The organism is Allobosea sp., assembly GCF_017308015.1.
Taxonomy (GTDB): Bacteria; Pseudomonadota; Alphaproteobacteria; order Rhizobiales; family Beijerinckiaceae; genus Allobosea.
On record NZ_JAFKFW010000017.1, the window covers coordinates 25,457 to 40,755 of the forward strand.

Below are 15,299 nucleotides of genomic sequence, written 5' to 3' on the forward strand. Positions count from 1 at the left end.
GGGACGGGGCGGCGCGAAGGCCCGGTTTTTGAGCGTATTTGGTCATCTCGACTTCCCACTTGCGATTGCGAAAGGCTGGGCCTTGCCGAAATCCGAGCCGAAGCTGATCGAGAGCGAGGTTTCGGCGGCCGAAGCGGCGAAGCTGATCGGGAAAACGGGCACCTGGCTCCGCGAATTGGTCGCGCAAGGCTTCATCGCGCGATCGAAGCGCGGCCGGTACCGGATCATCGACGTGGCGCAGGGCGCGCTGCGCTATCGGGATGACGAGGCGAAGAAATCCTCGAAGTCGGCCTCGTCCGACCGGATCAGGGACAAGCGGTCGGAGGAGATTGAGCTCCGCATCCTCGACCGCTCCGGGGAACTCGTCACCCACGCGCGGACGGAAGGTCTGGCGGTCGTCGACATGGCGCTCGGCGGCCTCAGAGCCGACCTGGCAGCGGCGCCCGCGCGGATCACATCCGACCTTGAGTTGCGGCGAAAGATCGAGACGGTTCTGAATGACGCTCTGCGAGCGGCTGCTACCCGCGCAGGAAATGCGGCGCGCGGCATCGAAGAGGGTGATGAGCCTTCTGATGCCGGCGGATCAATCGACGCCGGACACTTGGGCGCGGTCCAATAGGGTCTACCCGATCAGCGCGGGCAAACCCGGCCCTCGCGATCCGTCTGTCACGCCGTACGCGATCCCGTTCGCTCAGTTCTTCGACGACCCCCGCTATGAAACGGCGGTCTTCGTCACCGGCACCCAGTGCGGGAAGACCGACACTCAGCTCGACGCCATCGGGTGGCGCCTCGACACGAAGCCACGGCCGATCCTCTATGTCGGGCCGTCTCGGGAGTTCGTCGCAGAGCAGTTCGAGCCTCGGCTCATGGCGCTGTTCGACCAGTCGAAGCGGCTGGCCGATCGCGTCGCGCGTGGCAAGCGCAACAAGAAGCTGAAGAAGATCGTCAACGGCGTCGGCGTCCGCCTCGCATGGGCCGGATCACCTACCTCGCTGTCATCCGACCAGGCCGGCGACGTCTACATCGACGAATATTCGAAGATGTTTCGGACGAAGCAGAAGGCGGGCGACCCCTTCGTTCTGGCAAAGGCTCGCGCCGACACCTACGCCGATCGCAAGATCGCGGTCGCCTCGACGCCAGAGGATGGCAGCGTGACGACGGAGCGGGATGCGGCATCGGGGCTGGAATTCTGGGCCAAGGCCGATCCTGAGGAGATCACCTGCGCGACCTGGAAGCGGTGGCAGGGCGGCACCCGGCATCACTGGGCTTGGAAATGCCCGCATTGCGCCGATTGGTTCATCCCGCGCTATCGAGATCTGAAGCCACCTGAGAATGCCACGACCGGTCAAATCCGGCGCGAAACGGTGCTGATCTGCCCCGTCAACGGCTGCATCATCGATGAGACACACAAGGAGGCGATGAACGCCGGCGGCAAGTATGTCGCGCCCGGCGAGTTCGTCCGCGAAGACGGCACGATTGGCGGGGATCCAGAGGACACTACGACGCTGAGCCTCTGGGTCTCTGGGCTGGCTTCGCCATTCGTGACCTGGGGCGAGCGTGTCGCGGAGGTCGTCGAGGCCGAGGCGACGGGTGACCCGGCTTCGGTCAAGGCGGCGCTGAACAAGGTCGGCGAGCTCTATTCGCACCGGCCAGCCTCGATGCTGGGAGAGGACGATGTCGATGCGAAGGTCGTCGCCGGTCATGTCATCGGGCGCCCGCCGCGCGAGGTGCTTCGGCTGACGCTCGGGGCCGACGTCCAAGGCAACCGGATCGTTTATGTCGTGCGGGGCTGGGGCTCCGCTGCCCGCTCTTGGCTCGTCGATCGCGGCGAGGTCTGGGGGCGGACCAAGGAAGAAAAGGTCTGGTCCGACTTCGAGCTCGTGCTGCAGAAGACCTGGGCCGGGCTGAGGATCGAGAAGGCGTTGATCGACTCGGGCTTCCGGCCCGACAAGAAGGACGCGGGCGACTACCACAAGGTCTACGCTTTCTGCCGGCGCTGGAACTGGCTTTGCACCCCGACGAAGGGCCAGAAGCGCCAATCGACGCCTATCATCGTTCGCCAGGTCGAAGTGACGACCGAGGGCAAGAAAGAGACCTTCGGCCTCAACCTCGCGCACGTCGACACCGACTACTTCAAGTCGCTGGTTCACTCGCGCTTGTGGACGCCGGCCGATCAGCCGGGCTCGCTACACATCGCCGAGGACGCTGGCGAGGATTACCGCCGCCAGATCGTCTCGGAGTTCCGTGGCGATGACGGCGTCTGGCACCAGACGCATCGTGAGAACCACTATCTGGACTGCGAAGTCTTGGCTGCCGTCGGCGGCTTCCTGATCAAGGCCCACACGATTCCGGAGGGTGTCTTCCGGGAGGGTGCTGAGGACGAAGACGATGTCGGGGGCGAGGGCGTCGCCGAGAACCTTCAAGCCATCGTGGCTCAGGCGGCAGGCATGACTCTCCGCGAGCGGATGGCAGCGCGCGCCGCGCGGTTGAACCGATAAGGGCGACGAATGGGTCTGTTGAACTGGCTGAAGAGCGAGAAGGCTGCGCCTCCCGCTTCTCCCGCTCCGGCACAGCCGCGCCCCTCGTCATCGTATATGCGCGGCGAGCGCAGCCCGACGTTCATGGGTTGGCAGCCCGCGCTCAGAGAGCCTGCGGCCGAGGTGCGCGATAGCTGGCAGATGGCGGCCGCCCGCAGCCTCGACGCGGCTCAGAATTCCGGCTTCATCGCCGGGGCGATCGATCAGGCAGTCGCGAACACCGTTGGCAATGGCCTGCGTTTGAACGCTCGCCCTGATGCAGACGCCTTCGGTCTCACGACGAAGGAGGCAGGAGACCTCGGCCGACGGATTGAGACCGCGTTCCAGCTCTATAGCGACAGCGCGATCGACGTGGATGCCGAGGCTAGGAAAACACACGGTCATCTCCAGGCTTCCGCGTTCCGGCACTGGCTCGGCACGGGCGAAATCTTTGCCGGGCTGCCATTCTTCGTCCGGAAGGGCGGCGCCTGGGCGACCAAGGTTCGGCTCGTCCCTGCCAGCCGGGTCGCGCCGCGTTCCGACGGAACCGGCAAGCTGGTTCATGGCGTCCGATTGGACACCTACGGCGCCGCGATGGGCTACCTGTTCCGATCCGGGAGCGTCGATCGCATCTTCGGGACTGAAACGGAGATTCCGGCGCGGGATCGCTTCGGCCGACCCGTTGTCGTGCATTGCTTCGACGGTCTGCCTGGCGCGGTGCGTGGCATCTCGCCTTTGACACCGGTCCTTCGAGTTACCCGCCAGTTCGATCAGCTCGCCGATGCCACGCTGACAGCTGCGATCATCCAGGCCGTATTCGCCGCCACCATTGAGGGGGACGCGCCGACGCAGGATATGCTCCGCGCCCTCCAGACGCCGCAGGAGGCGGCCAAGGGCGATGTCGCTCCGATGGACGCATGGATGGATGCGACGGCGGGCTGGTACGATAACACCAAGATCGACCTCGGCCTCGCCGGCAAGTTCGTCCACCTGTACCCCGGCCAGAAGCTGAATTTTCACGAGGCGAAGCTCACCGGCGGCAATTACGAGCCCTTCGCGAAGTTCCTACTCCGCGAAGTGGCGCGCTGCCTGGGGCAGACCTTCGAGAGCGTCGCGGCGGATTGGAACGGGACGACGTACACAGGAGCCCGGATCGCGACGACCGAGATCCACGCCGTCACCCTCTATCGCCGCAAGAACATCCTGACTCCGTTCTGCCAGGCGACCTATGAGGCTTGGCTGGAGGAGGCGATTGACCTTGGCCGGGTGAAGTGGCCGGGCGGGATGGCGGCGTTTCTCGCAAACCGCCCCGCAGCTTGCAAGGCCATCTGGCGCGGCACGTCGAAGCCGGTAGCTGACGACCTCAAGACGGCGAAGGCTCATGAGATCTGGGCTCGCCTTGGCGTCATGACCGACGAGATGATCGCAAACGAGCTCGGCGTCGATATCGAGGACGTCTACGAGCAGCGCCAGCGCGAGATGCAGATGCGCCGCGAGTACGGACTGCCAGATCCGACCTTCGCTGGGCTCGCAAAGGACAGCGGGTCCGATCCCGCGGATGATCAAGATGCCGAGGCGGCGTGATGGCAGATCTGATCGACTGGTCGGACCCCTGCGCTGTCCTGCCGCTGATGCGCGAGCGCTATTACGCGCTCGTCAGCGGGGAGAGCGTCAAAGAGCTTCGCCACAACGGCAAAGTCATCATCAACGCCACGACGAAAGCGTCTGACCTCCTCGGGGTCATCCGCGAACTCGAGCGCGCCTGCGCCGAGAAGCAAGGCCTGCCATCTGCCGGCCGCTTCGCCTTCCGAGCGGGATAGGTTCATGTCCAATCTGATCCACATTGCCGACCGGGCGCTGAACCGGCCGCTGCTCATCACGCCTGACAAGGCCGCTGTAATCATGTCGGTGATCGGCGGCCGTATCGGCATCGATGCATCGGCGCTTACGCCGGATGCCAGCCGATTCGTCGGTGAGAGCGTCGAGCGGGACGGCAACGGCCGCGCGGTTTCGGGGCTGCCGTATAAGCGAACTCAGGACGGCGTTGGAATTCTCACGGTTACTGGCTCGCTGGTGAACCGCGGTGCTTGGATCGGAGCTTCTTCGGGGCTTACCAGCTACGAGGGGATCAAGTTTCAGCTTCAGGCACTGGCCGCAGATCCCAAGGTCAGTTCTATCATCCTCGATATGCAATCGCCTGGCGGCGAGGCGGTCGGCGCCTTCGAGACCGCCGAAGTTGTGCGCCAGGTAGCGGCTCAAAAGCCCATCATCGCGGTCGTCAACGGCATGGCGGCCTCGGCGGGTTACGCGATTGTCGCAGGCGCAACGGAGATCGTCACTACCGAAACCGGTGTGTCTGGCTCGATCGGCGTGGTCCTCCTCCACGCGGATTATTCGGGCCAGCTGGCGGAAGAGGGCATCAAGCCGACGCTTATCTTCGCCGGCGACCACAAGGTCGACGCCAACCCGTTCGAGCCACTGCCGGAAAGCGTGCGCGCTGACCTTCAGGCCGAGGTCAACGCCTTCTACGAAAAGTTTTTGACGACCGTCGCTGCTGGGCGGGGCTCGCGTATGAGCCGCGAGCGGGCGCGCGAAACCCAAGCTCGCACTTTCATCGGGGAAGCCGCCGTCGCAGCCGGCCTGGCCGACCGGGTCGGCAGCTTCGAATCCGTTCTTTCCGAACTTTCCACCCGCGCCCGAGCAGGGCGCTCCACCTCGCAAAAGCCCGGAGGGATTATGAGCGAGAACAACGGTGCGCCCGCCGCCGAGACCACGGGCATTTCGCAGGCTCAGCACGATGCCGCGCTTGCAAGCGCGCGCACCGCCTCGAAGGCCGATGGCGTCACAGAAGCGAATGCGCGCCTCGCTGCGATCTTCGCGACTGACGGCATCAAGGGCAGCGCTGCACGCATGCAGGCCGCTGCTGATCTTGCGGTGAAAGCTCCCGGCATGTCCGCTGAGGACGTGGCGGCCTTCGTCACTGGTTCTGTCCCGGCTTCGGCGGCCTCGAACTCGCTCAGCGATCGCGAGCATCCGGCGAATGCGCTGGGCGGCAACCCGCCGTCTCAGAGCACCGACGAAGAGCGCATCGCTCGCATCACCGGCAACTACCGCGGCTCCTCCGGCGCCTCGGCTCCCCGCAATTCCTGATCTCGGAGACGCCCCATGGCTGTGACCACGATCCCCCTGAGCCAAGCCGGCATTGCCAGCGGCGAGCTCAACGATGGCTTTGTTTCGCAGGAGCTTTTCAACTCCGCTGTTCCGCTGCCGGTGACCGAAGATTTCCCGGTGGGTGAGAACACCACTCTGGAAGCCTTTTCCGTCGTCGGCCTGTCCAGCGGCAATCTGGTTATGGCGAAGACCTCCTCGACCGCGGTTGTCCCGATCGGCATCACCACCGCCAAGGTCGTAACCGGCGCCGGCGTCACCGACCGCATTGCCATCTATCGCGCTGGCAATTTCAACCCGGCTGCCCTCGTCTGGCATGCCGACTACAGCACCGACGATCTCAAAGCTGCCGCGTTCCGCGGTTCGCCATCCCCCACCAACATCGTCATCCGGAAGCGTCTCTGACGCCATCGCTCAAGGAGAGAAGACATGGCGTTCGACCGCTACGAGCTTTGGAATACTCACACGCTGCTCGGCGTGTATCGCGAAACCGACCCGGTTCAGAGCTACTGGCTCGACCTGCTTTTCCCGAACGAGATTTCGTCGACCGACGAATACATCGACTTCGAGAAGATCCCGCGCGTTGGCCGCAAGCTGGCGCCGTTCGTCGCGCCGCTGGCGCAGGGCCGTCCGATCTACGAGGAGGGCGGTCGTGTAGCTCGCTTCCGGCCGGCGTACCTGAAGCCCAGCGACCCGGTGACGCCGACGCGCGCGCTCTCTCGCCGGCCTGGTACGCTGCTCTCGCCTTCGCAGGTCAGCCCGCAGGCTCGCTACGATGCGATCAAGGCGGACATCCTGGCCTATCACCGCATCGCCATCGAGCGCCGTTGGGAATGGCTTGCCGCGCAGGCCATCATCAATGGCAAGGTGACGGTGGATGGCGACGACTATCCGGCGCAGCTCGTCGACTTCGGGCGCGCAGCAGGCCACACCATCGTGCTCGGCTCGGGTTCGCGCTGGGGCGAGAACGGCATCTCGATCCTCGACAACATCCAGTCCTGGATGGACACCATGCACACCGCCGACTTCGGCGGCGCGCCCAATCGTCTGACGGTCGGTACCGCCGTTTGGGGCGTGATGCGCAAGGACGCCGAGATCAAGGCTGCGATGGACACCAACTATCGCATGAACCGCACGGTTGATCTGCAGACGACTGGCCTGAACACTCCAAGCGAGGCCCGTTACGTCGGCACGCTTGGTGCCGGGCTCGAGGTGTGGGTCTACAACGACTATTACACCGTCGCGGGGTCGGTAACCCCGTTCATGTCCTCGAAGGACATCGTCCTGAGCGGCCCGAATGTTCAGGGCTATCGATGCTTTGGCGCGATCATCGACGTCAACGCCGACTTCCAGGCGCTGCCGGTCTTCCCCCGCAACTACATCGTCCCCGGCGACGTCGCGATCGAGCAGATCGTGACCCAGTCGGCGCCGCTGATGGTGCCGGTGAACCCGAACGCCACCCTCAAAGCCACCGTCCTGGCGTAAGGAGAGAGCAATGGCCAAGGCAATCGCAATCAATGCGCTGAAGGTCTGCTCGAAGCCCGCCGTCATGAAGGACGGCAAGGTGGAGACGCCGCCGCAGATCGACGACATCGCACCGGGCAAGACGTTCGAGTGCAGCGACGATGATCTGGAGTTCTTCATCGCCCAGGGTGCGGCCAAGCCTGCTGGCAAGGCTGAGCCCGAGAAGCCCGCCTCCAAGTGATCGGCGCCCGCCATGTCTCGTTTCGGCCAGCTATGGCGGGCGAACTATCGCAAACTGGAAGCCGCGTTCGGTGAAGAGCTCGGCTTCCGCTATCTGCCGATGCGCCGCGTCGACCAGAACGCCAAGCCGACTGAAGACCCGAACCGAGATCAATTCGACTTCAGCGGCATTTTCGACGCTGAGCCGGCCACGAGCCAATTCGATGGGCGGGGCAGGGCGGGCAACTGGTCAGAACCTATTGTCTCGGCACCGCCCCAACTCGACGTCGCCATGTGCGTCTTCCCGGAGAAGCCTCGCATCGGTGACCGAGTCGTCTACCAGGCGATGGATGAGACTTACGAGATTTCCGAGGTGCGCGAGTCCGAACTCGGCCGCCTGATCCTACGCCTCAACAAGGCTTGACCCAGCATGTCCATGGCGATCGACGCTCTGCGCCTCGGCGTGGTGCAAGCCCTGTCGGCTGATCCGGTCATCGCCGGTATCGTCGCCGATCGCGTGTTGGATAGCCGCATGTCCGCCTATTCCGACGGCGAGCCGGTTCCGATCATCTCGGTCTATACCGAAGAGGACACCGGGGAGCCTTGGTCTGCGAACAACGGCGGTCCTTCGTGGGACACGACAGTCGACCTCGTCCTGGAGATCATGTTCCAGACGCGGGCGACGTCGGATACGGGCGAGCCGCTGATTGGGATCGCGGAGACCAACCGCGAGACTGAAGCGCTGCTCAACCTGCTGCGCACCCGCTGCGAATACGTGATTGCAGCCGGTGACAGCCCGTGGTCGCTGCTTCTGCGCGAACAAGTCATTCGAAGGGTCACCGAGACCAACTCGAAGCGATTCCGCACCGACGACGCCGCCACCAAAGCGGCGCTCCGGCTTGTCACGCTGAAGGTTCAGATCAAGTGCGACGAGGACGATGACCCGGTCACGCCGCCGTCTGGCCCCTTCGCCACTCTCCCCAATCCACTCCGCGCGATCTGCGAGGCTATGCCCGACGGGTCCAGCGGGCAGGCAGCCTGCACGCTGCTGAACGCTGCCATGGCCGCGGCTACCAGCCCTGCCGTCCCCTTCGAGGGCGCCGACATGGTGATCCGGCCGGGCCCGAAACCTCGCCCTGATCCGACAGATGGCGCCGAGTTCGGCGCGACAGCCAACACCGAGGACACCCCATGAGCGAGACGTTCTTCGTCAAGCCCGCGACGCGCGGCGCGACCATCATCGATCCGACCTCGAACGAGGCCCTGGATGCGAAGGGAGCGGAGAAGCCCCGCGATCCGTACTGGCTCGGGCTCGTCCATCGCGGCGACGTCGTCGAGATCGACCCGCCGGCTTCCGACGAGCCGAAGTCCAAGTCCGCCAAGAGCTGATCCACCTTAACCGACCGGAGACCCGCAGATGGTCGTCGCTTTCAACGCTATCCCCGGCAACCTCCGGGTTCCGCTGTTCTATGCCGAGTTCAACTCGGCGGGCTCGCCGTTCAGCGGCTATTCGCGCCAAGTGCTGGTCGGCCACAAGCTCTCCGGCGGCATCGCCTCGGTCGGCTCGCTGATCAACATCGGTGGCTTTGACCCGCGCCTCCTGTTCGGCAACGGCTCCATGCTCTGTGACATGGCGCTCTATGCTCGCGAGATGGACCCGGTCGGCGAGATCTATGCTCTCGCGCTCGCTGAGCCCAATACGCCGACCGCTGCGTCTGGAACGGTCGTGTTCAGCGGCACCGCGACCAGCGCCGGCACGATGGCTCGCTGGATTGCCGGCGAGATGGTCTCGATCGCCTATGCGGTTGGCGACACGGCAGCGACCCTCGCGGCGCGCTTTGCTGCGGCGGTGAACGCTGGCTACGTCAAGTTCAACAAGGCCGTGCTCTTCCCGGTCACGACAGGCGTGTCGACCGGAACGGTGACGCTGACCGCGCGGCACGGCGGCACGATCGGCAACTCGATCCGCATCGATACCGATCTGGACCCGGGCTACTCTGACCCCGCAGGCATCACGATCACTCACGGCGCCGCCCTGACCTCGGGCGCCGGCGTTGTCGACTTCGCCGCTGCGCTCGCGCTCCTGGGGTCCTCCCCGGCAGAGTGGATTGCAGCACCGTTCGTCACGAGCACGCAGCTCGACGCTGCGCGCGCTTTCCTCGCCGACACCGGCTCTGGCCGTTGGGCCCCGCTGCAGCAGATGCACGGCCATTACACGACGGTGATGGACGACACGCTGGCGAACCTGACCTCCTTCGGGAATGGCCGGAACGATCGTCACGCCACGATCGTCGGCGTCAGGAATGCTCCGCACCCGCCGTGGTGCTGGGCTGCGGCGGTCAACGGCGCGCTCGGCTTCTCCAAGAACCTCGCCCGCCCGATCACCGAGGCCGTCGAGATCGCGCGCCCGCTGCAGACCATCGTCCTCAACGGCCTGCGGGCGCCGAAGGCCCAGACCGATCGTTGGTCCGTGACCGATCGACAGAGCCTCTACTCCAATGGCATCGCCGCTTGCGTCGTGCGGGCCGATGGCCAGGTCGCCATCGATCGTCTGGTTACGACCGAGCAGAAGAACGCCTTCAATCAGCCCGACGCGACCTTCCTGGACGTGGAGACGCTTGCCCAGTCGGCTTATGTCGGCCGCTACATGCGGAACGTTGTCGAGTCCAACTTCCCGCGGCATGTCCTCAAGGACGACAACCCCCGCAACCTGCAGGGCGTTGTCACCCCGAAGGCAGCCCGCGACGTCCTGATCCACGCCTATGGCGAGCTCTGCGATGTCGCTGGCATCTGCGAGGGCAAGGACCGCTTCGCACGGGACGTGATCGTCGAGCGGTCGAGCGATCCGAACCGACTCAACGCTTATCTGCCGGTCGACACCGCGAACCAGCTTCGCGTCTTTGCCGCGAACATCTCCGTCTCGACGCAGCTCGCGGCCTGACGTCCGTCACTCTGAGAACACTGGAGCACCATCATGGACAAGAAGGGCGGGCGCGTCTCTGTCACGATCAACGGACGCACCTTCACGGCTCGTTCGAGCGTCTCGATCTCGCCGGCGACGGTCGAGCGCTCCAACGGCGTCAACCGCGATGGCTCGGGCTATTCGACCATCGCCCCGAAACTGGCGAGCGCTGAGATCAGCTTCGACCGCGGGGAGCGCAGCGGCATCGTCTTCGATGACGCCATGCTCCTGGCCGACGTAAACTGCACGATCTGGGAGGAGGACGCCCAGATCACGCACTTCTTCACGAACGCCGGCTTCGGCGGCACCCCCTCGATCGATACCGAGTCCGGTGAGGTCAGCGGCATGCGGGTGGAAGCCCCGCGCAACAGCTACTCGTTCCGGGCGGAGTGATCTGACCAATGAGCAAGACGATCAAGGTCGACCTGCCTGACCCGCTGGAAACGCACCAAGGGATGGTTTCCTTTGCCGAGTTCAGGGAGCCGACGGCGCGCGACTTCTTCAGCCTCGGCGAGCCGTTTCAGGTTGTTCGCGGCGGTGATGGCGGCATCTTCGTCGTCGAGAAAGACGACGTGATCCTGGCCTACATGGAGAAGTGCATTCAGCAACCTATCGACGTGATCCTGCTGGGCACGATGTCTCTGGCCAACGCCATGGCGTGCCGGGAGAAGTTCCTCGGTTTTTTCGAGACGGCGCGGGCAAGGATGTCGAGCTCGCCTGCGATCTCCTAGTCTTCGACCTCAGGATCGTGGATGCTCGCGCGGTCGGCGATCTGTCGTTCTCGGAGATCGAGTACTGGATCGAGCGCGCGTACGAGCGGAAGTTGCTCCGAACCTAGCCGCCATAGATGCAGCGTCCCGCCTCGATCCTTTGATCGAAGTAGACGAAAGCCTGCCGGCCGGCGATCGTGCCTGTCCAGTTCCCGACCCTAGCGGCTTGATCGAAAGGACGCCGGAACGCTCGCTTGGGAGCGCTCTTCCCCGTCGGCCACACGACCGCCGCCGCAGAGCACACCTCCATGGCCATCTGTGCGGCCTGCGCGCCTTCGAACGTCACTCTGACGCGGGATAGTTCTCCGCTCTGTGTGGGCTCTAGCCAGACCTCCAGTCCGGTTGCCGTTCCAATGACCCGGCAGTTGAAACTGGAGCTCGCATTTGCGCAGTCGGTGGCGGCCGGCAAGTGGATACCAGCCTCCTTGAGATGTCGGCTGAGCGCAGCGGCAAAAAACGATCGGTCCGTCTCTCCAGCTTCCGCAGCATGACCGGAGATCGCAAAAAACGAGAACAGGCTGCCGAAGATTGCGTGAGTGGTCTTCATGTCTCTCTCCTAGCAGCAAGTTTCCGATAGTCGCGAAAGAGAAGCGATCCGTTCTGTAGCGCCTGCATCCAACCGAGATAACTGAATGGCCAAGATTATCGAAGCCCGTGCGCTTCTAACCGCGGACGATCAGGCCTCGGCCAAGATCGTCGCGATGGCGAAGCGTGTCGAGCAGGTCTCGAAGGCGAACCAGCAGTTCGCCCGCTCTGGCAGTGAACAGATGCTCGCGATGACGAAGCGGGTCGATGCGCTCAATGCCAAGCTGACGCAGATCCAAGGCTTCAAGAAGATTTCGAAGGATCTCGACGGGGCGTCCATCGCGTACAAGCGGGCTCAGCAGGAGGCCAACCGGCTGAAGTCCGCGCTTGATGCGGCCGGTGGTTCGGGCGGCAAGCTAGCGCGAGACTACGAGCGCGCAGCTAGAGCCGCCGACATGGCTCGCACGGCTTTCATGCGACAGGGGCAGGCCGTCCGACAGGCGCGTTCTGACCTCGAGGCTGCTGGCGTTCCTGTGAATAGGTTGGCGCAGCGCCAGCGCGAGCTCGAGATGCGTGTCCGCGGCGCTACTGCCGCCATGCAGCGCCAGCAGCAGGTCGCGCTTGCTCAGCCTCGTTCGTCGGCCCGCCAGAGCGCCGCCATCGCCGCTCACGGCGCCGCCCATGCGATCGGCGGCGGCTACCTCGCGCACAAGGGGGCGCAGGCGGGCAAAGCGGTGCTGAGCAAGTCCGGCGAGTTTGACTACGCGACCCGTCGTCAGCAGGCTTACGCCGATCTCAGCAAGGCGGAACAGGAAGCGATCCTGATCCCTCAGGCGGAGCGGATCGGCGCCGACACCAAGTTTACCAACGCGGACGTTGTCGAGGCACAAACCACGGTCGCGAACCGTCTGCCTGCTCACCTCAAGAACGCGACGACGATCGCTCCACTCGTCGCGCAGATGAAGAACTATGCCCTCGCAATGAAGGGCACGACGATGGACGACGCCGCACAGGCGGTGAGCGGCTTCCTTCTGTCGACGGGCAAGGATATCTCGACCGCGGACAAGGCCGACGCGGAATCCCGTCGGGCTTCGAACCTTCTGATCCGCATGTCGAAGCTGGGCGCGATGTCGCATGACGACATCATGCCGTTCGTCCAGCGCGGCGTCTCGGCTGGGCGGATCGCCGGCCTCTCTGATGAGACCATGGCGGCGCTCGCCGTCGGCCTGAAGCGATCGAACATCAGTGGCGATCAGGCGGGCACGGCGCTACGCACTCTCAGCGCGAAGCTGGTGGCGCCGACGAACAAGGGGCTCGCGGCCCTCGCTACCGCAGGCATCGACTACAACCAGTTCACCAAGATGCCGGGCGGTCTGTCGGTCGAAAGTCTGGAGAGCAAGTTCAAGCAGGATTTCGGCAAGAGCTTCACGCCCGCCATTCGAGAGAGCCTGACAAGCGCTCTTTCAGACGAAGACATCATTGGCGATCGCGGTCGGTTCACTGAGGCCGTGACCGACGCCGTGTCATCGCTCTTCACGCCCAAGAGGGACGGGAAGTTGCGAGCGTCGGACCGCCAGGCGCTCGCAAAGAAGGTCGGGGAGTTCCACAAGTTCAGCGTCGAGAACGTCGACGCCGAAGGCTTGCTTAACGCGATCCTGCAGAAGGACCCGAGCCTAGCTGTTCTGAACGCCTTCGCGACCGACAAGCACGGCAACAAGATTGGCCTGCTCGCAAAGTCCTTCGAGCAATTCCAGCGCGACCGGGATCTCCTGAAGAACACTCCGGGCGACTTCGGCGATAAGATATCGAGCACGATCACCGGAGGCCTGGGCGGCGCGTTGGAGCGCCTGTCCGGCGCCGTCGACACGGCCGCGAACCGCATCGGCCGCGCGAACGAGTCGTGGCTGACCCCGACGATCGACGCGATCGGAAACACGATTGAAAAGCTCGCTTCGGCTCCTCCGAAGGTGATCGAGTTCACTACGCAGCTGGGGCTCGCGGCTGCCGCGCTGATCGCGCTTCGGTCAGCGTCGCTCATCGCAAGCGGGGCGGCAGCAGGCGCCTCCGCGCTCGGCGTAGGTGGCGCGGGCGTCGCGGCTCTGGCTACCGCAGGACGCTGGGGCGGTGCCGCCGCTGCGCTGGGTTCTCGGTTTCTCGGTTGGGGCGGACTCGCATACGGAGCCTATCAGGGCCTCGAATATGCGCAGCAGAATGTCACATCCCCGCAGGGCTGGCGCTATCGCAATGACCAGGTGATCGACCTCGGGACTTACGAGAAGAGCATGCGGGCTCAGCGCGAGCGCATGCGCGACCCTGAAGCGGCCAGAGGCCGAGCATTTGGCGACCTCTCGAAGATCAAGGCCGAAGTCCCGCCGGTCGAAATCAAGGGCCAGGCGACCGTCTCGATCACGGTGAAGGCTCAGGAGGGCTCGCAAGTGGTTGGTATGTCCACTTCGTCGAGCGGGCACGTCAAAGCCGAGGGCACTGCCCTGGTTGGGCGGTTCGGGAGAAACTGATGCGCGACTTCCGGCCCCTGCTTCCAGGTAGCTTCAAGGGCTTCCCGTTTCAGGTCGACAAGGAAACAGCCGAGGGCGGGCGCTGCGTCCCAGTTCATGAGTATGTCCGATCCGAGGATTTCGACACCGAGGACACAGGGCAGAAGGCTCCCACATTCTCGGTAACAGCCTACCTAGCCTCAGACGACGTCGACGCTGAAGCCACAGCGCTCTTCGCCGTTTGCTCGGGGCCGGGTGCCGGCCTGCTAGTGGTCGATGGCATTGCTCCAACTCTTGCCCGTTGCACCAAGGTGAAGCGTTCCGGCGATAAAGACCGAATGGGTCTCATTGCCTTTGACCTCGAGTTCGTGGCTGCCGGCGGCCAAGGCAACTTCGTCTCGACGCTATTTGATCTCGCAACCGCGTCGGCGGCGGGGGCTCTGGCCAGCCTCGTGCGACCGGCTTTACAGGCCATCCGGCGATGACCGACCGATATCAGACAGCGGCCCTCGCCGAAGCCGTGTTGGGCTTTGTCGAGGCTCTTCGGCCGGTTGCGTTGGCTGCCGAACAGGCCTCCGACCTCATGGCCACCACCGAGGCTGCTATAGCGGCGACGCCTGACGAGATCGATCGCGTGGCCGTGTTGGTGAACGGTATCCGCGATCTTGGAGCGGTTGGCGCGGGCTCGTTCGGCGACTGGATCGCTGCAGCCGGGTCGGTGGCGCTTATACCAGCGCCGACGCGATCTCCGGCACTGACTGTCGCTCAGGATTTAGCCAGGGCTGCATCCCAGGTGGTTGCCGCCGCTTGCTGGCAAGAGGCCGCAGTCAGTCTGCTGGTGACGCTGCCAACAGGTCGCGAAGACGTCGAGACCGCAAGGGCGCGGCTCGCAACTGGCGTGGAGCCAATTCTCGACGGTCTTGCGACCATCGGCGATGGTAGCATGCATACCGCAGTCCGGGAGACGATCGACATGGCCATAGCTGGCCTTGATGAGATCGTGCTCAACATCGCTCCGATGGCCCTCATCCGAGCCATTCGCAATCTACCGTCGACCGTGCTGGCTTGGCAGCTCTACGGCAATCCCGATCGCGCCGGGGAAATCGTCGCGCTGTCGGGCTCGCTCACGCCGCTCTTCCTGCCCCTCGAAATGACACTGCCGGCACCGACCGCGATCTGA

18 protein-coding genes are annotated in these 15,299 nt (G+C 64.5%); 17 read left to right on the forward strand and 1 reads right to left on the reverse strand.

What is annotated here, in order from left to right; genetic code table 11:
- Window positions 1-82: 82 nt before the first annotated feature.
- The 14 genes from J0I42_RS15000 to J0I42_RS15065 all read left to right on the forward strand — a co-directional run bounded on the left by J0I42_RS15000 (window position 83) and on the right by J0I42_RS15065 (window position 11,060).
- On the forward strand, window positions 83-619 hold the full coding sequence (locus J0I42_RS15000) for a hypothetical protein (RefSeq protein ID WP_291655872.1): 537 nt from the start codon (window positions 83-85) through the stop codon (window positions 617-619).
- Window positions 561-2,498, forward strand: a complete 1,938-nt coding sequence (locus tag J0I42_RS15005; protein ID WP_291655873.1) for a terminase gpA endonuclease subunit — start codon at window positions 561-563, stop codon at window positions 2,496-2,498. The genes J0I42_RS15000 and J0I42_RS15005 overlap by 59 nt, the downstream gene beginning before the upstream one ends.
- 123 nt (window positions 2,499-2,621) lie before the next feature.
- Complete coding sequence (locus tag J0I42_RS15010; RefSeq protein ID WP_291655996.1) at window positions 2,622-4,100, forward strand: phage portal protein; 1,479 nt, start codon at window positions 2,622-2,624, stop codon at window positions 4,098-4,100.
- On the forward strand, window positions 4,100-4,336 hold the full coding sequence (locus tag J0I42_RS15015; protein WP_291655876.1) for a hypothetical protein: 237 nt from the start codon (window positions 4,100-4,102) through the stop codon (window positions 4,334-4,336). Before J0I42_RS15010 ends, J0I42_RS15015 begins: the two co-directional genes overlap by 1 nt.
- A gap of 4 nt (window positions 4,337-4,340) precedes the next feature.
- Entirely contained in the window at window positions 4,341-5,666 is a 1,326-nt protein-coding gene (locus tag J0I42_RS15020) for a S49 family peptidase (protein WP_291655878.1), read from the forward strand.
- Between the two features lie 15 nt (window positions 5,667-5,681).
- A complete protein-coding gene (locus J0I42_RS15025) occupies window positions 5,682-6,089 on the forward strand; it encodes a head decoration protein (protein ID WP_291655879.1) in 408 nt (135 codons plus the stop codon).
- Between the two features lie 24 nt (window positions 6,090-6,113).
- Window positions 6,114-7,169: a major capsid protein gene (locus J0I42_RS15030; RefSeq protein ID WP_291655881.1), complete on the forward strand. Its 1,056-nt coding sequence runs from the start codon at window positions 6,114-6,116 to the stop codon at window positions 7,167-7,169.
- A 10-nt stretch (window positions 7,170-7,179) separates the two neighbouring features.
- Entirely contained in the window at window positions 7,180-7,389 is a 210-nt protein-coding gene (locus J0I42_RS15035) for a hypothetical protein (RefSeq protein WP_291655883.1), read from the forward strand.
- A gap of 12 nt (window positions 7,390-7,401) precedes the next feature.
- Window positions 7,402-7,791 (forward strand): hypothetical protein, encoded by a 390-nt coding sequence (locus J0I42_RS15040; protein WP_291655885.1) that lies wholly within the window; start codon window positions 7,402-7,404, stop codon window positions 7,789-7,791.
- 6 nt (window positions 7,792-7,797) lie between these two features.
- On the forward strand, window positions 7,798-8,562 hold the full coding sequence (locus J0I42_RS15045; protein ID WP_291655886.1) for a hypothetical protein: 765 nt from the start codon (window positions 7,798-7,800) through the stop codon (window positions 8,560-8,562).
- The gene (locus tag J0I42_RS15050) at window positions 8,559-8,756 is read left to right on the forward strand and encodes a DUF2635 domain-containing protein (RefSeq protein WP_291655888.1); all 198 of its coding nucleotides are present in this window, start codon (window positions 8,559-8,561) and stop codon (window positions 8,754-8,756) included. The genes J0I42_RS15045 and J0I42_RS15050 overlap by 4 nt, the downstream gene beginning before the upstream one ends.
- A gap of 28 nt (window positions 8,757-8,784) precedes the next feature.
- Window positions 8,785-10,308 carry a phage tail sheath C-terminal domain-containing protein gene (locus J0I42_RS15055; protein ID WP_291655889.1) on the forward strand — a complete coding sequence of 508 codons (1,524 nt, stop codon included), beginning with the start codon at window positions 8,785-8,787 and terminating at the stop codon, window positions 10,306-10,308.
- Between the two features lie 33 nt (window positions 10,309-10,341).
- A complete protein-coding gene (locus J0I42_RS15060) occupies window positions 10,342-10,722 on the forward strand; it encodes a phage tail tube protein (RefSeq protein ID WP_291655890.1) in 381 nt (126 codons plus the stop codon).
- A gap of 8 nt (window positions 10,723-10,730) precedes the next feature.
- The gene (locus J0I42_RS15065; RefSeq protein WP_291655892.1) at window positions 10,731-11,060 is read left to right on the forward strand and encodes a hypothetical protein; all 330 of its coding nucleotides are present in this window, start codon (window positions 10,731-10,733) and stop codon (window positions 11,058-11,060) included.
- A gap of 103 nt (window positions 11,061-11,163) precedes the next feature.
- Here J0I42_RS15065 and J0I42_RS15070 read toward each other — a convergent pair whose 3' ends face one another.
- Window positions 11,164-11,646 (reverse strand): hypothetical protein, encoded by a 483-nt coding sequence (locus J0I42_RS15070; RefSeq protein ID WP_291655894.1) that lies wholly within the window; start codon window positions 11,644-11,646, stop codon window positions 11,164-11,166.
- A gap of 85 nt (window positions 11,647-11,731) precedes the next feature.
- Between J0I42_RS15070 and J0I42_RS15075 the strand changes: the two genes are divergently transcribed.
- From J0I42_RS15075 to J0I42_RS15085, 3 genes are read left to right on the forward strand one after another with little or no spacing between them, the layout of a single operon-like run.
- Window positions 11,732-14,140, forward strand: a complete 2,409-nt coding sequence (locus J0I42_RS15075; RefSeq protein WP_291655895.1) for a phage tail tape measure protein — start codon at window positions 11,732-11,734, stop codon at window positions 14,138-14,140.
- The gene (locus J0I42_RS15080; protein WP_291655897.1) at window positions 14,140-14,604 is read left to right on the forward strand and encodes a DNA circularization N-terminal domain-containing protein; all 465 of its coding nucleotides are present in this window, start codon (window positions 14,140-14,142) and stop codon (window positions 14,602-14,604) included. The genes J0I42_RS15075 and J0I42_RS15080 overlap by 1 nt, the downstream gene beginning before the upstream one ends.
- On the forward strand, window positions 14,601-15,299 hold the full coding sequence (locus tag J0I42_RS15085; protein WP_291655898.1) for a hypothetical protein: 699 nt from the start codon (window positions 14,601-14,603) through the stop codon (window positions 15,297-15,299). The genes J0I42_RS15080 and J0I42_RS15085 overlap by 4 nt, the downstream gene beginning before the upstream one ends.

Excerpts from the sequence above, each read along its gene's own strand:
- J0I42_RS15070 (WP_291655894.1), bottom strand. The coding sequence starts at position 11,646 with ATGAAGACCACTCACGCAATCTTCGGCAGCCTGTTCTCGTTTTTTGCG.
- J0I42_RS15025 (WP_291655879.1), top strand. The coding sequence starts at position 5,682 with ATGGCTGTGACCACGATCCCCCTGAGCCAAGCCGGCATTGCCAGCGGC.
- J0I42_RS15065 (WP_291655892.1), top strand. The coding sequence starts at position 10,731 with ATGAGCAAGACGATCAAGGTCGACCTGCCTGACCCGCTGGAAACGCAC.
- J0I42_RS15075 (WP_291655895.1), top strand. The coding sequence starts at position 11,732 with ATGGCCAAGATTATCGAAGCCCGTGCGCTTCTAACCGCGGACGATCAG.
- J0I42_RS15050 (WP_291655888.1), top strand. The coding sequence starts at position 8,559 with ATGAGCGAGACGTTCTTCGTCAAGCCCGCGACGCGCGGCGCGACCATC.
- J0I42_RS15035 (WP_291655883.1), top strand. The coding sequence starts at position 7,180 with ATGGCCAAGGCAATCGCAATCAATGCGCTGAAGGTCTGCTCGAAGCCC.
- J0I42_RS15010 (WP_291655996.1), top strand. The coding sequence starts at position 2,622 with ATGGGTTGGCAGCCCGCGCTCAGAGAGCCTGCGGCCGAGGTGCGCGAT.
- J0I42_RS15020 (WP_291655878.1), top strand. The coding sequence starts at position 4,341 with ATGTCCAATCTGATCCACATTGCCGACCGGGCGCTGAACCGGCCGCTG.
- J0I42_RS15060 (WP_291655890.1), top strand. The coding sequence starts at position 10,342 with ATGGACAAGAAGGGCGGGCGCGTCTCTGTCACGATCAACGGACGCACC.
- J0I42_RS15040 (WP_291655885.1), top strand. The coding sequence starts at position 7,402 with ATGTCTCGTTTCGGCCAGCTATGGCGGGCGAACTATCGCAAACTGGAA.
- J0I42_RS15015 (WP_291655876.1), top strand. The coding sequence starts at position 4,100 with ATGGCAGATCTGATCGACTGGTCGGACCCCTGCGCTGTCCTGCCGCTG.
- J0I42_RS15005 (WP_291655873.1), top strand. The coding sequence starts at position 561 with ATGAGCCTTCTGATGCCGGCGGATCAATCGACGCCGGACACTTGGGCG.
- J0I42_RS15080 (WP_291655897.1), top strand. The coding sequence starts at position 14,140 with ATGCGCGACTTCCGGCCCCTGCTTCCAGGTAGCTTCAAGGGCTTCCCG.
- J0I42_RS15030 (WP_291655881.1), top strand. The coding sequence starts at position 6,114 with ATGGCGTTCGACCGCTACGAGCTTTGGAATACTCACACGCTGCTCGGC.
- J0I42_RS15055 (WP_291655889.1), top strand. The coding sequence starts at position 8,785 with ATGGTCGTCGCTTTCAACGCTATCCCCGGCAACCTCCGGGTTCCGCTG.
- J0I42_RS15045 (WP_291655886.1), top strand. The coding sequence starts at position 7,798 with ATGTCCATGGCGATCGACGCTCTGCGCCTCGGCGTGGTGCAAGCCCTG.
- J0I42_RS15085 (WP_291655898.1), top strand. The coding sequence starts at position 14,601 with ATGACCGACCGATATCAGACAGCGGCCCTCGCCGAAGCCGTGTTGGGC.